This window comes from Duganella guangzhouensis (assembly GCF_009674535.1).
Lineage (GTDB): Bacteria > Pseudomonadota > Gammaproteobacteria > Burkholderiales > Burkholderiaceae_D > Rugamonas > Rugamonas guangzhouensis.
In genome coordinates, this window is record NZ_WKJK01000012.1 from 63,633 (window position 1) to 77,950 (window position 14,318).

The 14,318-nt window shown below is 57.0% G+C and carries 14 protein-coding genes, 1 tRNA gene and 1 pseudogene; 5 read left to right on the forward strand and 11 right to left on the reverse strand.

The features are described from left to right. Positions 1-111: 111 nt before the first annotated feature. On the reverse strand, positions 112-717 hold the full coding sequence (locus tag GJ699_RS21720; RefSeq protein ID WP_154380211.1) for a LysE/ArgO family amino acid transporter: 606 nt from the start codon (positions 715-717) through the stop codon (positions 112-114). Between the two features lie 90 nt (positions 718-807). Between GJ699_RS21720 and GJ699_RS21725 the strand changes: the two genes are divergently transcribed. Next, positions 808-1,692, forward strand: a complete 885-nt coding sequence (locus GJ699_RS21725) for a LysR family transcriptional regulator ArgP (RefSeq protein ID WP_154380213.1) — start codon at positions 808-810, stop codon at positions 1,690-1,692. Here GJ699_RS21725 and GJ699_RS21730 read toward each other — a convergent pair. From GJ699_RS21730 to GJ699_RS21740, 3 genes are all read right to left on the reverse strand, one after another. Beyond that, positions 1,689-2,753, reverse strand: coding sequence for a class I SAM-dependent methyltransferase (locus tag GJ699_RS21730; protein WP_154380215.1), 1,065 nt, complete (start codon positions 2,751-2,753; stop codon positions 1,689-1,691). The two genes, GJ699_RS21725 and GJ699_RS21730, sit on opposite strands and share 4 nt — an antisense overlap. Before the next feature lie 43 nt (positions 2,754-2,796). After that, complete coding sequence (locus GJ699_RS21735) at positions 2,797-3,156, reverse strand: DUF5710 domain-containing protein (RefSeq protein WP_154380217.1); 360 nt, start codon at positions 3,154-3,156, stop codon at positions 2,797-2,799. A gap of 67 nt (positions 3,157-3,223) precedes the next feature. After that, on the reverse strand, positions 3,224-4,711 hold the full coding sequence (locus GJ699_RS21740; protein WP_154380219.1) for a tryptophan halogenase family protein: 1,488 nt from the start codon (positions 4,709-4,711) through the stop codon (positions 3,224-3,226). Between the two features lie 150 nt (positions 4,712-4,861). Between GJ699_RS21740 and GJ699_RS21745 the strand changes: the two genes are divergently transcribed. Continuing rightward, the gene (locus GJ699_RS21745) at positions 4,862-5,506 is read left to right on the forward strand and encodes a sigma-70 family RNA polymerase sigma factor (protein WP_154380221.1); all 645 of its coding nucleotides are present in this window, start codon (positions 4,862-4,864) and stop codon (positions 5,504-5,506) included. Here GJ699_RS21745 and GJ699_RS21750 read toward each other — a convergent pair. Next, the gene (locus GJ699_RS21750) at positions 5,499-6,605 is read right to left on the reverse strand and encodes a Gfo/Idh/MocA family protein (protein ID WP_154380223.1); all 1,107 of its coding nucleotides are present in this window, start codon (positions 6,603-6,605) and stop codon (positions 5,499-5,501) included. The two genes, GJ699_RS21745 and GJ699_RS21750, sit on opposite strands and share 8 nt — an antisense overlap. Before the next feature lie 201 nt (positions 6,606-6,806). Between GJ699_RS21750 and GJ699_RS21755 the strand changes: the two genes are divergently transcribed. Continuing rightward, positions 6,807-8,480: a sodium:solute symporter family transporter gene (locus tag GJ699_RS21755; protein ID WP_154380225.1), complete on the forward strand. Its 1,674-nt coding sequence runs from the start codon at positions 6,807-6,809 to the stop codon at positions 8,478-8,480. Positions 8,481-8,539: 59 nt separating this feature from the next. Here the strand turns inward: GJ699_RS21755 and GJ699_RS21760 are convergent, their stop codons facing one another. From GJ699_RS21760 to GJ699_RS21775, 4 genes are all read right to left on the reverse strand, one after another. Beyond that, complete coding sequence (locus tag GJ699_RS21760; protein ID WP_154380227.1) at positions 8,540-8,866, reverse strand: helix-turn-helix domain-containing protein; 327 nt, start codon at positions 8,864-8,866, stop codon at positions 8,540-8,542. 7 nt (positions 8,867-8,873) lie between these two features. Continuing rightward, positions 8,874-9,185 carry a type II toxin-antitoxin system RelE/ParE family toxin gene (locus tag GJ699_RS21765; protein ID WP_154380229.1) on the reverse strand — a complete coding sequence of 104 codons (312 nt, stop codon included), beginning with the start codon at positions 9,183-9,185 and terminating at the stop codon, positions 8,874-8,876. Between the two features lie 222 nt (positions 9,186-9,407). Beyond that, positions 9,408-9,818 (reverse strand): hypothetical protein, encoded by a 411-nt coding sequence (locus GJ699_RS21770; protein WP_154380231.1) that lies wholly within the window; start codon positions 9,816-9,818, stop codon positions 9,408-9,410. 116 nt (positions 9,819-9,934) lie between these two features. Next, complete coding sequence (locus GJ699_RS21775; protein WP_154380233.1) at positions 9,935-10,465, reverse strand: hypothetical protein; 531 nt, start codon at positions 10,463-10,465, stop codon at positions 9,935-9,937. A 407-nt stretch (positions 10,466-10,872) separates the two neighbouring features. On the opposite strand from GJ699_RS21775, the pseudogene GJ699_RS21780 reads away from it, so the two are divergent. Together GJ699_RS21780 and GJ699_RS35340 are read left to right on the forward strand one after the other, a co-directional pair. Further along, positions 10,873-11,190 (forward strand): annotated as a pseudogene (locus GJ699_RS21780) (helix-turn-helix domain-containing protein); the annotation flags it as partial. A gap of 9 nt (positions 11,191-11,199) precedes the next feature. After that, complete coding sequence (locus GJ699_RS35340; RefSeq protein WP_154380235.1) at positions 11,200-11,469, forward strand: DUF2726 domain-containing protein; 270 nt, start codon at positions 11,200-11,202, stop codon at positions 11,467-11,469. Positions 11,470-11,807: 338 nt separating this feature from the next. On the opposite strand, the gene GJ699_RS21790 is transcribed toward GJ699_RS35340, so the two are convergent. Further along, a tRNA-Ile gene (locus GJ699_RS21790) sits at positions 11,808-11,886 on the reverse strand. A 102-nt stretch (positions 11,887-11,988) separates the two neighbouring features. Then, a complete protein-coding gene (gene rpoD / locus GJ699_RS21795) occupies positions 11,989-14,229 on the reverse strand; it encodes an RNA polymerase sigma factor RpoD (RefSeq protein WP_371867625.1) in 2,241 nt (746 codons plus the stop codon). Positions 14,230-14,318 lie beyond the last annotated feature (89 nt).

Sequence of the window (14,318 nt, forward strand, 5' to 3'; positions counted from 1 at the left end):
GACAATTGCCGTACTCGAGTGTTGCCTATCGGCACATCCATGATTTGAGGGGCGGGACGCCGGTTTTCATGCCAAAAATTAGCACGAACCAGCCAGTTTCCAGCGTAGAAGCTAGAAAAACAGGGAAATCGCCAACGTCCACATCACCAGCGCGATAATGCCGTCCAAAATTCTCCAGGCGGCTGGACGTGAAAATATTGGCGTTAAATAACGTGCCCCCAGGCCCAGGCTGCTAAACCATATCGTAGATGCCAACATTGCACCCAAGGCAAAATACAGCCGTCCGTTGCCATTTTGCTGGCCACCGATCGAACCTAATAACACCACCGTATCCAAATAAACGTGGGGATTTAACAGGCTGAAAGCCAGCATTGCCACAATAACCGTTTTCCGGTTCGGCGCGGTATTATTATCGATAGCAGCCATGGCGGAAGGATGTAACGCTGAGCGTGCCGCGCGCACGCCATACCAGAATAAAAATGCCGCGCCGGCGATTTTAATCCAGAACAAAATCGCTGGCGCTTCGATAATCAGCGTCCCCATGCCGGCAACTCCGGCGGCAATTAACACCACATCGCATAAAATACAAATCACGATACAAGTCAGCACAAACTCGCGTTTTAATGCCTGCTTCAACAGATAAGCATTCTGCGAACCAATCGCAATAATCAGGCTACCGCCCAAACCGATGCCTTTTAAAAATGCCGCAGCTTCCATGGCCCTTCTCCGGTGCAAAAAAGAGCCCAGCTTACGGCCAGTCGCAAGATAAGTATAATTAATCTTATTTGCCAAGTATTAGGTGAGCTAATGAGCCGCGTAGACTACCGGGGACTGGCGGCACTCGATGCCGTGATCGAATATGGCAGCTTTGACAAGGCTGCGGCGGCGCTGGCCATCACCCAGTCAGCCGTCTCGCAACGGCTGCGCATGCTGGAAAACGCCGCCGGCGAATTGCTGGTGGTGCGCAGTCAGCCGCCGCTGCCGACCGCTGCCGGGCAACGGCTGATCGCCCATTACCGCCAGGTGCGGCTGCTGGAATCGGCGCTGGACCAGCGTCCCGGCGACAGCGGCACGCCACCGGAAATCGCCATCGCCGTCAATGCCGACAGCGCCGCCACCTGGTTGCAGGAGGCGGTGTCGCCGCTGATGCTTGGCGGCGCCTGCATGCTGCAGATCCGCATCGACGATCAGGACCACACGCTGACCATGTTGCGCGAAGGCCGGGTGATCGGCTGCGTGACCAGCGAAACCACTCAGGTACCGGGCACCACCGCCACCCCGCTGGGCGTGATGCGCTACTTGTGCGTGGCGGCGCCGGAGTTTGCCGGCCGCTGGTTCCCGGATGGCATGACGGCGCAGGCGGTGCAGCAGGCGCCAGCGCTGAATTTCGACCGCAAGGACATGCTGCAAACCCGCTTCATCGCCCGCCAGACCGGTTACACCGGCCGCTATCCGCATCATGCGCTGTCCAGCTCGGACGGTTACGTGCGCTTTGTCGAGGCCGGCTTCGGCTATGGCATGTTGCCGACGCTGCAATGCGCGCGGCAGCTGACGGCGGGAACGCTGGTCGATCTGGCGCCTGGGCAATGGCTGGAGGTGCCGCTGGTCTGGCATATGTGGGATATCCAGACCCCGTTCACGCGCGCTTTGTCCGACAACGTGATCGCTACTGCACGCAAATGGCTGCTTTAGCCGCCGATCATGGCCAGCAGCTCGGCCCGCGCCCGGGCATCCCAGGCGTCCGGGTCGGGCTGGTGCAGATAGCGGGATTCGGACGCCGGCACGCTCATCTGCGGGCCGACCCGCTGGTAAATCATCACGCTGGTCCAGGATAAGGTACCCGGCGCATGCATCTCCAGCAGCTTGAAGGCTGGATGCTTGATCGGATAGGTGGTGGTGGTCACCAGCGCACCTTCGCTCAGTTCGCGCGCCAGCTTGTCGCTGATGGCGTCCATCAGCGGCCCGAAGCAGGTGCTGTACAGAAACACCAGGCTGGCGCCGCGCACATCGACCTTGAACATATCGTTTTCGAGGAAGGCGATGCGCGCGCCCAGATCCAGCAAGTGGCGGCCGTTGGCCTGCACACCGGACGGCAGTTGCAGCGGCGTTTCCAGCGTCAGCGGCTCCGGCAGCGCCTCCAGTCCCTGACGGGCCAGCGTCAACAGGCGCACCAGCCGCTCCTGCGCCAGCCGGTGCCGGTAATTCAGCAATTCGACGCCGATGCAGCGGGTAAATGGCAGGGTCAACGCTGCCGTCATCACCACCTTGCCCAGGCCGCTGCCAAGATCGACCATCAGGCCGCCCGGCGCCAGATACGGTTTGACGGCGTCGAAGTAGTTTTCCAGCTCGAAGCGCTGCATTTCGCCGTAGATCAGGCCACCTTCCTGAATCAGCCAGTCGCGGATTTCATCGTCGGCGATGTCTTCCAGTTTGCGGAAACCGGGCAGCGGCGCCAGCTTGGGCAGCATGCCCATCGGCATAATACAGGCTGGCAGCGTCCCGATCAGCACGTTCAGGTGCGGGCGCAGCCTTTCCAGCAGATAGTCGTGTTTAACTGGTTTTTCCAGACAAGTACGCAGCGCGTAGCCGATTTCGAGGAAAGGCAGAAAGGGTGAGCCCGGCACCAGATCCAGCGTCGGGCGGGCGTGGGTTTCGCCGCCCTGGATACTCTGCAACAGCGCCTCGAACACATCGGCGGGACGGCGGAAGCGCTGCACCGGCTCGACAGGGCGATTTTCGGTACGGAAATTCATCCCGATCAGGATTGCATTTCCCGCCGTTTTTGTAAATAGAACATCATGCCGGACGCAGCGGTTTTAGCATCTTTGCAACATCGTCATACACCGCCTGCCAGCCGGCCAGCTTGGGCGCGCACACCGGACAGGCTTCGAACGGGCTGCAGTCATGCTGCAGGTCGACGAAATGACGGCCGATGATCGGCTTGCCGGCATAGGTATCGGTCATCTGCGGACGCGACTTCAACGATGGCGCAGCTACGGCCGGCACGAAATCGGCGCCGCCCGGTGGCAGCCAGCGCGAGAACGCCGCTGCGTCCTTCCCTTCCGGCACATACCAGGACTTGCGCTCGTTGTTCCAGCGCGCGCCCAGCGCCTTGGCTTCATCTTTTTCCGCGAACGGGACTTTCAAATACATCATGGTCAATACTCCGGGACAGCAAGACTGCCATTTTACTGTCTGGCGCCCGGATTGAGCTGATGATCCGTCAGGCGCGGGCGTTGGCGTTCAGGTACTCGGTGTGATCCGGCATGCCGCTGACGGCCTTGATCACCGTCGCGCGCACCGCCGCCAGATGGGCTTGCAGCTTGTCGCGGTCCAGCGCGGCGACGAAGGGATCGTCCGTCTGCGGCACCACGCCCAGGCCCAGCAGCATGGAAACGAACGACGGTTCCGCGAAACCATCCGGATCGTAGACCGCTACCCGCCCGCTTTCGCGGAATAGCTCGATCTGGTGCTGCAAGCTGTCCGGAATTTTCATATTGGCGCAGTAACGCCAGAATTCGCTGTCGGTCCGGTTGGTCAGCTTGTAGTGCATGATGATGAAGTCACGCACCGACTCATAGCGCTTGCTGATGAAACGGTTGAACTCATAAGCCAGCTCGGGCTTGAAATCCAGATCCGGGAAATACTGGATCAGGCTGCCGACGGCGTTTTCGATCAGGTTGATGCTGGTCGATTCCAGCGGCTCGACAAAGCCGGACGACAGCCCCACCGCCACACAATTCTTGACCCAGGACTTGCGCCGGCGGCCAGTGACGAAGCGCAGCTGGCGCGGCTCGTCCAGCGCCTTGCCGTCCAGCCCTTCCAGCAGCACGCGCTGGGCTTCGGCATCGGTGGTGAAGGCATTGCTGTAGACGTGGCCGTTGCCGGTACGGTGTTGCAGCGGAATGCGCCAGATCCAGCCGGCCGGCTTGGCGGTGGAGGTGGTGAATGGCGTGATCTTCGGCACCTTTTCGCACGGCACGGCCAGCGCGCTGTTGCACGGCAGTTGCTCGCTCCAGTCGTCGTAACCGGCGTGCAGCGCGCCTTCGATCAACAGGCCACGGAAGCCCGAGCAATCGATGAACAGCTCGCCTTCGATGCGGCGGCCATCTTTCAGCTTGAGGGCGGCGATGAAGCCGTCGTCCGGCCGCAACTCAACCTCGGCGACAGTGGCTTCGATCCGTTGCACGCCGCGTTGCATCGACCATTCGCGCAGATAGGCGGCGTACAGGCCGGCGTCGAAGTGGAAGGCGTAGGAATACGGCGAACTGTCCATCGGCATGGCGAAGCGCTGGTTGCGCGCCATCACGGTCGACATCGACCAGTTTTCGTACGACGGAATATTCGGGTCGGACCGCGCCAGGTGCAACCAATGCATATACGGCGAGCGGCCATCGATCTTGGGACCGAAATCGCCAAAACCATGGAAGAAGCGATTGCCGAGCTGGCCCCAGTCCTTGAACTCGATGCCCAGCTTGAACGAGGCCTGCGTCTTGCGGATGAAGTCGTCCTGATCCAGCCCCAACGCGGCGTTGTAATAGCGTATGGTCGGCAAGGTGGCTTCACCGACGCCGACGGTGCCGATGTCCGGCGACTCGATCAGCACGATCTCGGCGCGCTTGCCGAGGCGTTGTACCAGCGGCGCGGCCGCCATCCAGCCGGCGGTGCCGCCACCGACAATCACGATTTTGCGTATGGTCCTGTCGCCCATCCATGTCCCCTTATTTTGCTCATTTTTGTTATGAAACGAGTATAACGTCCGCCAAAGCGCGAAATCGGCTGTCGGCAAAAATCGAAATGTGGGTAGTTCAAAAACGTAAAGGTCGGCGCAACAAGTCGCGCGCTATGCGAAAATGGCGACATGCCTACGATAGAACCTCTGACCCTGACCCTGGCCGAGCTGGCGGCACGCTGGCAGCTGAGCCCGCAGCAAGTGCTGCAGTCGCCGCACGCGCTGCCGATGTATTTCTACTTTGATGGTCTGGTATTCGACTTCAACGACCGCTGGCACCGCGCCAACGGCGACGCCAGCGTCCAGCAAACGCTGGACATCCACAAGACCCGGTTGTCGACGCTGGAAATCGACCTGCAGCGCCAGGCCATGCACAAGCGCGGTCTGCTGAAGCTGACGCAATGGGAAGAAACGCTGAGCGACGAGGAAATGCAAAGCCAGCAAGCCGAAGCCGACCGCCTGACGGAAGAAATCGCGCGTCTGGCGGCACAGCTGAAAAAGCGCGCCGAAGACCGCCAGCGCCGGGTCCGCAACGGCCTGCTGCGGGCGGCGCCACGCACGCTGAACGACATCGCCCAGCGCGGCCAGACCCGCTATCCGCAATTCGCCTACATGCCGCACGCCCCGCAGTCATCCAGCGGCGAAGCCGACACCATCCCGGCCGGTGCCGTGGTCGCACTGGAAGACGGCTTCCCGCTGCAGGAACTCCTGACCGAGGCCGATCTGGTGGCCTCCATGCTGGATGTGCGCGCGGCCGAAGACAGCGTTACGTAAGCACGATGCGCTTCTGCTCGCGCGCCGAGCGGTAGACCGCTTCGATGATGCGGATGTCGCGCAAGCCCTCCTCACCCGGTACGATCGGCTCCCTGTTGTTGATAACGCACAGCGACAGGTGGTCGAGCTGAGCCGCCCACTGCGTCTGCCCCGGCCCCGGCGGCGGCGTGATCTGGTTGCCGCGGTCCTGCCCCACCCATAGCTTGTTGCCGTCGTAGCGCGTGCCGGGCTCCAGATCAATGCGGCCCTTGTCGCCCATCAGCAGGATGTGGTTCTGGTTGGCGCTGTACATCGACATGCAGGACGCGATCACGCCGGACGGGAATTCCAGCTGGAACTCGATCATGTCCTCGACTTCGCGGAAGCGCGGATCGTTGCGGTCGGTGGTTTCCTTGGCGTAGACCGATATCGGCTCCTCGGCCGTCATGTAACGTGCCGCGTTCAGCGCGTAAATGCCGATATCCATCATCGAACCGCCGCCAGACATGGCTTTCTTCAGGCGCCAGGAGTCCGGGTTGCCCATGGTGAAACCGTGTTCGGAGCGGAAATAGCGCAACTTCCCGATGTGGCCGGCGCGCGCCAGCCGGCGCGCTTCCAGATTGTGGGCTTCGAAGTGGCAGCGATAGCCTATCATCAGCTTCTTGCCGGCCCGCTTGCAGGCGGCGATCATCGCCTCGCACTCGGCTGACGACACCGCCATCGGTTTTTCACACATCACATGCTTGCCGGCCTTGGCGGCGCGTATCGTGTACTCGGCATGCATGGACACCGGCAGGCAGACATAGACGATATCGATGTCCGGATTGTCCTTGATGCTGTCGAAATTCTTGTAATCGTAAATCCCGTGCTGCGGCACCCCGTACTCAGCCGCAACGCGGCGCGCCTTGGCCGGATCGCCGCTGATCAGCGCCACCAGCTTGCTGTGCTGGCAGTTCTTGAACTGCGGAATAATCACGCCCAGCCCATACCCACCCAGGCCAACGATCGCATAACCCAGCTTGCGCCCGTCCGGTACGGCCCACGCCGGCAAGCCCACCGTCGAGGTCGTGATAGCGCTACCAACAGCAAGCACCAGACTCCGTCGATTTCGATCAATCATAATGTCTCCTCCTTTTTCGGTGATTTTGCCACTAAAAGGATTACAAAAATCACCAACCGGGGCAATGATTCTTCCTAACCGCAGTGCATAAATGCTCACAACGCGTCCGTATTCAGCAATAATGCTGGCGCACCAATAAAAATGGCAGCCGCGTCTTGCTTCGCGACCTGCTGACGAGACAACTTCATTCAAGAGCATTGCATGCGCAACTTTTCAACTATCGACCTGATCGTCTTTCTGGTTTATTTCGTCCTGGTGGCGGGCTACGGCCTGTGGGTCTACCGCCGCAAGCAGGCCAGTTCCGGACTGGCCTCGCACGACTACTTCCTGGCCGAAGGCTCGCTGACCTGGTGGGCCATCGGCGCCTCGCTGATCGCCTCCAACATCTCGGCCGAGCAATTCATCGGCATGAGCGGCTCCGGTTACCGCATCGGCATGGCAATTGCCGTGTATGAGCTGATGGCGGCCGCCACGCTGGTGATCGTCGCCGTGTTCTTCATGCCGGTGTACCTGAAAAACCGCATCTACACCATGCCGCAGTTCCTCGAACAGCGCTATGGCAAGGCGGTGGCCACCACCATGGCGCTGTTCTGGCTGGGTCTGTACGTGGTGGTCAACCTGACCTCGATCCTGTACCTTGGCGCGCTGGCGATCAGCAGCCTGTCCGGCATCGCCCTGCTGCCGTGCATGTTGTTCCTGGCCGTGTTTGCCGCCGTCATCACCCTGGGCGGCATGAAGGTGATCGGCTATACCGACGTGGTGCAGGTGACCTGCCTGGTGGTCGGTGGCCTGGTCACGACCTGGCTGGCGCTGGACCTGGTGGCGGCGCTGGCCGGCAAGCAAGGCGCGCTGCACGGCCTGACCGAGCTGTACGCCCGCACCGGCGAGCACTTCGATATGGTGCTCAAGCGTGACAATCCGAACTATATGGACTTGCCCGGCCTGTCGATCCTGCTGGGCGGCATGTGGATCGTCAACCTGAACTACTGGGGCTGCAACCAATACATCACCCAACGCGCGCTGGGCGCCGACCTGCCGACCGCCCGCAAGGGCCTGCTGTTTGCCGCCTTCCTGAAACTGCTGATGCCGGTGATCGTGGTACTGCCAGGCATCGCCGCCTTCGCGCTGGACAAATCCGGCTCGCTGGGCGACGCCATGCACAGCGACGGCGTGCTGAATCCTGACCGCGCCTACCCTATCCTGCTGGGTCTGCTGCCATCGGGCCTGAAAGGCATCGCCTTCGCCGCCCTGACCGCCGCCGTGGTGGCCTCGCTGGCCGGCAAGGCCAACAGCATCGCCACCATCTTCACGCTCGACATTTACACCAAACTGTTCAACAAGACCGCCAGCGAGCAACGCATGGTGTGGATAGGCCGCGTCAGCGTGGTGGTGGCCATGGGCCTGGCGGTGGTGATCGCGCCGATGATGGGCATCGACAAACAAGGTGGCTTCCAGTACATCCAGGAATACACCGGCTTCGTGTCACCGGGCATCTTGGCCATGTTCCTGCTGGGCTTCTTCTGGAAACGCACCACCGCCGGCGCCGCGATGTTTGCCACCGTGGGCGGCCTGGTCGGCTCCATCATCCTGAAATTCCTGCCTGGCATGATGGACCTGTCGGTGCTGGCACCGATCGGCTTCGCCAAGGCCACTGCCGCTGGCGTGTATGAAATCCCGTTCCTGGACCGCATGTTCATCGTATTCTTCGTGGTGACGGCCGGCATGGTACTGATCAGCAAACTGGCGCCAGCGCCGGCTGGCCAGCAACGCGGCCTGGAAATCGACAGCTCGATGTTCCGCGTCGACCGTGGCTTCGCGATCGGCACCGCCATCATCTGCGCCGTGCTGATCGCGGTGTACGCGCTGTGGTGGTAATCGCGACCTGGGCTTAGCACCCAAACAAAAAGGGAGTCAGGCGATAAACCTGACTCCCTTTATTTTGGGGCTTTCACCTGCTGGAGCGATCGCTTAAACGATTTTAAATCCGTGGTTGCATACAGCCGATTTCGCCCCACCTCGCCTGATACCGTGATCTTCCCCTGCGCAACATACCGACGGAACGTCGACATCGAGACATCCAAATACTCAGCAGCTTCAGTCGCTGTAAATTCATCCTGAGCAAGGTGACCGAACACCTGATCATGGGAAAAATTTTGCCCTTGCGTACTTGCCTGTGCAAGCAACGCAAAAAATTTTGCACGCTCACGAGTAGCAAGCTGCGTGAAACTCTCAAAGACAACTTCTGCGGTAACTTGGCTCATCTAACCCTCACGATTTCAGATACTTTTTCAGGGCAGCATAGAAATTTTCATGCGTACCCACTTGGTAGAAATCAATGAACAATAAATCAATTTCACCTGCCGTCAACTCTTCGCTTGGCGGCGGACGATACGCCATCAGGTAATCCTGACGATTGTGCTTGAACTTATACACCCAAACGCCTTGAAGATCGCCTGCCTTGGACTCTCCGATATCGGGATTGGCACAAACTTCCTCAACAGCATCTTCAATTACCAGCTGCAACTGCTTGCGCTGCTTTTTTACAAACGTCACGAAAGGTGGCTTGTAACTCGGCTTCATGACTGAGCTCTTACTTACTCAAATGTGAGCATATAAGATGTCACCAAACCTTGCAGCGAGCTTTGAGAAACAACAATTAGAAGCTGTAATAACAAAGGGCTAGCCTTAGCTAACCCTTTGTTTACCTACTAAATTTTGGTAGGCCCTCGCGGAGTCGAACCGCACACCAAGGATTATGAGAAACCTGCTCTACTATTCCTTGAAAATATCAATAAGGGAAATTTACTTCTTAAAACCCAACAATCTGAGAAGAGCATTAGGAATCGCTTCATGGCACATATTTGCCCGCACAGAATCCGCAGTCCGGCAAATTTCTTGCATTTTAGAAATTGCACCAAGCAATATGAGAGAATCATAACTCTTCATATCCACGCTCTTATTGGATTTTGATAACGTATCAAGATATTCAATTAGATTATTAAAATCACTCATCCAAAGAAGTATCGCTGAATCTTTCCCTGCGTTTATATCCGTCCCATATCCCACCAGCTTGTCACAAACCATTTTTATTTTAATTTTTACCGTACTAGCAACATTAGGTTTTCCACGATCTGACGGGGATCTGTCTGATCGCAAACTAAAAACATTAGCGTAGTTTGATGGTGGTTTTTTAATTTCTTTTCTATCATCCACACCTAAATCTTCAGCAGCTTCTTTATTTTCAGTGGCAGGTGATTTTTTCAGCTTGAAAAATCGTGAATTACCAGAACCAGAAAAATCCCCTCTTTCACCTGCCGCATAAATTTCGTTTAGACTTTCAATTTCCGCACTATATTCAGAAAAAATAACGATGCACCTTCAGCATCAGGCTTTTCTACAGTTGAGATATCACTACTCAAAGAATAGAAAGCTTCATTCAATTTTTCCCAAAATATATAAATTGGTGATTCAACATCTCCTATAGCGATAAATTTACCCGCCGACTCATCCGCCATGTCATCACAATAATCCGTAATCTTTACCACAGTCTCACCAATCCTACTTGGATCCAATGCTAGTTGTTCTAATGTTTTTAACCGCTGAACTATCCCACTTTTATCGAAAGAATTTTTATTACTCCCCATCCCTTTCAGGTTATTTTTATTAATTAAATTCTTCAAGTCCATCATTTTTTTTGAACTAGAACTTTGATTGGCATTTTTTTGAATAGTTCCTAGCTTAAGACTAAAAGATCGAATATCTTTAAACTGAAAAATATGATTTTCACAACTCATATTGGCCTGCTGGCCGACAGGGAATTTATTTTCCTTATTACTTTTCCCGCCATCATAATCACTCATAACATTCGCCTCCACTCAGCTATTGATTCGCACCGAAAACTGATCCGCTTCATCCCATAATTTTCAGGCGAATCTGACCCACGTATAAGACACAATCCTGCTCATGAGTGTTCATTTGCTCGCAGAATTGCCCCATTCCAATTGATCTGCCTTCCACTGCTTGGCAAACGCTGCCACGCGGTCGTATGACCCTTAATAGTATCTCCAGCCTAAAAAATTAGATTTTTACCATCTAATTTTATAGAAAATGAGCCTAAATGAAAGAGGCTGCTCGTAGCACAAACATGCTACAAACGGCCAATTGTTAATTTGCATTGAAAATTGACCCATCTTCCCCACGAATTTGCAATGGAATCTGACCCACGCTCATAGCACAATCCTTCCTGTCCTTTCGACAGGAGATCGGAGTGATCGACGTGGCTTTACTAGGCATAATTCGACGCTGGCACCTTCGTGACCAAGTTCCCCTCCGGGAGATCGCCAGGCGACTGGGTATCTCCCGCAACACCGTCCGGCGATACCTACGGTCGGAAACCACCGAGCCCTCTTACGCGGAGCGGCGTTCATCAAGTCTCTTAGACAAATATTCTGTGCTGCTGTCGGCATGGCTCAAGGCTGAAGCATGTAAGCCCCGCAAACAGCGGCGAAATCTGAAGCAGCTCCATCTGGACCTTAAGGAGCTGGGGTATGAAGGGTCATATGACCGCGTGGCAGCATTCGCCAGGCAGTGAAAAGTGGGTCAATCAGAGTGGGTCAATTCTGCGAGCAAACGAACAGACTTCCTCATCTGCACAAAAACACTGACACCCATCGCCGTAATCGAGTTAGATGACGCAACCCATGACAGCAAAATCGCCCATGACGCCGAGCGAGACGCAATGCTGAAAAACGCGAGCGACCAAACCATCAGGTATCGCAACTTCCCAACATCAACTCAGCTACGCCAAGACATCGAAGCAGCTTTCAAACAAATGGCTGGACTTACTTCCGCGCCAGCCGCATAGCGAATGCGTTACATGTCACGCAAATTCCGTAGGCACCGATAGCCGACTGTGCTATCGTTTACTTACATCCATTCGGATACAAAATAAATCCATTTGGATGCATATTACTAATTGTAAATTACTATGAAATATCAAGAATTGATAGAGAAGGCACTAAAGGGCCGCTCAGTGCGCAGGGCAGCTATGATGTGGGATGTGCCGCCACCTACAATGGATCGATACGCCCGTGGTGAGCGTATGCCCGACGTAGGCACGATCCTGAAGATTATTGAAGACTCGGGAGTGTCAGCGGACGAAGCGCTAAAAATAATAGCTGCCCAAGAGCAGCTATTAAAAAGTGGTAGGCCCTCGCGGAGTCGAACCGCGCACCAAAGGATTATGAGTCCTCTGCTCTAACCAAGCATGAGCTAAGGGCCCTGAGAGGATGTTGCGCTGGAGCCTGCCCTGGCCTCTCTGACGCGCACTTGGCACAAAGCCAAGCACGCGAGCATAAGGGCTAGGTCAGTCCCCAGTCAAGCCTTAATTACCTTCCAGGAAGCTCTTCAGCTTGTCGGAACGGCTAGGGTGACGCAGTTTGCGCAGTGCCTTGGCTTCGATCTGGCGGATGCGCTCGCGTGTGACGTCGAACTGCTTGCCAACCTCTTCCAGCGTGTGGTCGGTCGACATTTCGATGCCGAAACGCATGCGCAGCACCTTGGCTTCGCGCGGCGTCAGCGAGTCGAGCACGTCCTTGACCACGCCGCGCATCGAGGCGTGCAGCGCGGCGTCGGACGGCGCCAGCGTGTTGTTGTCCTCGATGAAGTCGCCCAGATGCGAATCGTCGTCGTCGCCGATCGGCGTTTCCATCGAAATCGGCTCCTTGGCGATCTTCATGATCTTGCGGATCTTGTCCTCGGGCATCTCCATCTTGATGGCCAGCGTGGCGGGATCCGGCTCGGCGCCGGTTTCCTGCAGGATCTGGCGCGAGATGCGGTTCATCTTGTTGATGGTCTCGATCATGTGCACCGGAATCCGGATGGTGCGCGCCTGGTCGGCGATCGAGCGGGTGATGGCCTGACGAATCCACCACGTCGCATAGGTCGAGAACTTGTAGCCACGACGGTATTCGAACTTGTCGACCGCCTTCATCAAGCCGATGTTGCCTTCCTGGATCAGATCGAGGAATTGCAGACCGCGATTGGTGTATTTCTTGGCGATCGAGATCACCAGACGCAAATTGGCCTCGGTCATTTCGCGTTTGGCCTTGCGCGCCTTCATTTCACCGGCCGCCATCTGACGGTTGATGTTGCGCAAGTCCGGCAGCGGCAGCACCACGCGCGCCTGCAGGTCGATCAAACGCTGCTGCAGTTCCTTGATGGTCGGGATGTTACGGCCCAGAATCGCGCTGTAGGCGTGACCGGCGGCCACTTCGCCATCCACCCAGTCCAGATTGGTTTCATTGCCCGGGAATACTTTGATGAAGTGGGCGCGCGGCATGCCGCACTTGTTCACCGCCACGTCCAGAATCTGTTTCTCGATATGACGCACTTCGTCCACCTGGCCGCGCAGCGTGTCGCACAGCTTTTCGACCACTTTGGCGGTGAAGCGGATGCCCAGCAGCTCACCCGAAATGGCTTCCTGCGCCTTGATGTAGGCCTTGGAGTTGTAGCCTTCCTTCTCGTAGGCGCGGCGCATCTTGTCGAATTGCAGCGAGATGACGTCGAATTTCTCCAGCGAAGCCGTTTTCAGGGCTTCCAGCTGCTCGGCCGAATAACCGGCGGCGGCGCCCGATGGGCTGGATTCTTCTTCTTCCTCTTCTTCCTCTTCTTCCTCTTCCTCGTCTTCCTCATCCTCATCGGACGACGCGGTCGCCGCCGGGGCGGTGTCTGCGCTGTCGTCTACCAAGCCGTCGACAATTTCGTCGATCTTGATTTCATCGGCGCGGATACGGTCGGAAGCGGCGATGATTTCGGCAATCGTCACCGGGCAGGCGGAGATCGCCTGGATCATGTCTTTCAAGCCATCTTCGATGCGCTTGGCAATTTCAATCTCGCCTTCGCGGGTCAGCAGCTCGACCGAGCCCATTTCGCGCATATACATGCGGACCGGGTCGGTGGTGCGGCCGAAATCGGAGTCGACGGTGGACAGCGCCGCCTCGGCGGCAGCCTCGGCCTCGTCGTCGCTGGTGACGGTGGCGACGTTGTCGGACAGCAGCAGGGTTTCGGCATCGGGCGCGTGCTCGTAGACGGCAATACCCATGTCGTTGAAGGTGCCGATGATGCCTTCGATCGCTTCCGGATCGACGATATTGTCCGGCAGGTGGTCGTTGATTTCGGCGTAGGTCAGGAAGCCGCGCTCTTTACCGAACTTGATCAGCGTTTTCAGCTTCTGGCGGCGGCGTTCGAGTTCTTCCTCGGTGGCCTCGGTATCCGACGAGAACGCATCTTTCAGCAGCGCCTTTTCCTTGGCCTTGCGGTCCTTGGCCTTGGCCTTGTCGACCGCCTTCAGCTCGGCGCGTTCGACCGCGTTCAACGCGGCGACTTCGTCGTTTTCAGGCTGGAATTCTTTCGGTTTGCGCCCGCGCCGGCCCGGCACTTTGACCGTGGGCAGCACGTAACCGGAGGTGTCGATGGCAGCCAAGGTCGCCGCATCCGTGGTCTGATTGACCACCGGCGGTTGCGTGGCTACGCGCGTCTCCGATTTGTCCGCCGTCTTGGCGGATTTTGCGCTCACTTTAACCGGCTTTTCAGCCGCTTTGGATTCAGGTTTCTTGATTGGCACAGGCGCTTTCGATTACGGATAAAGTTTCGATCCTTATGGGATCCCTACGTCTCCGGACTTGCCGACTACTCAAGTCCGACAATACTACG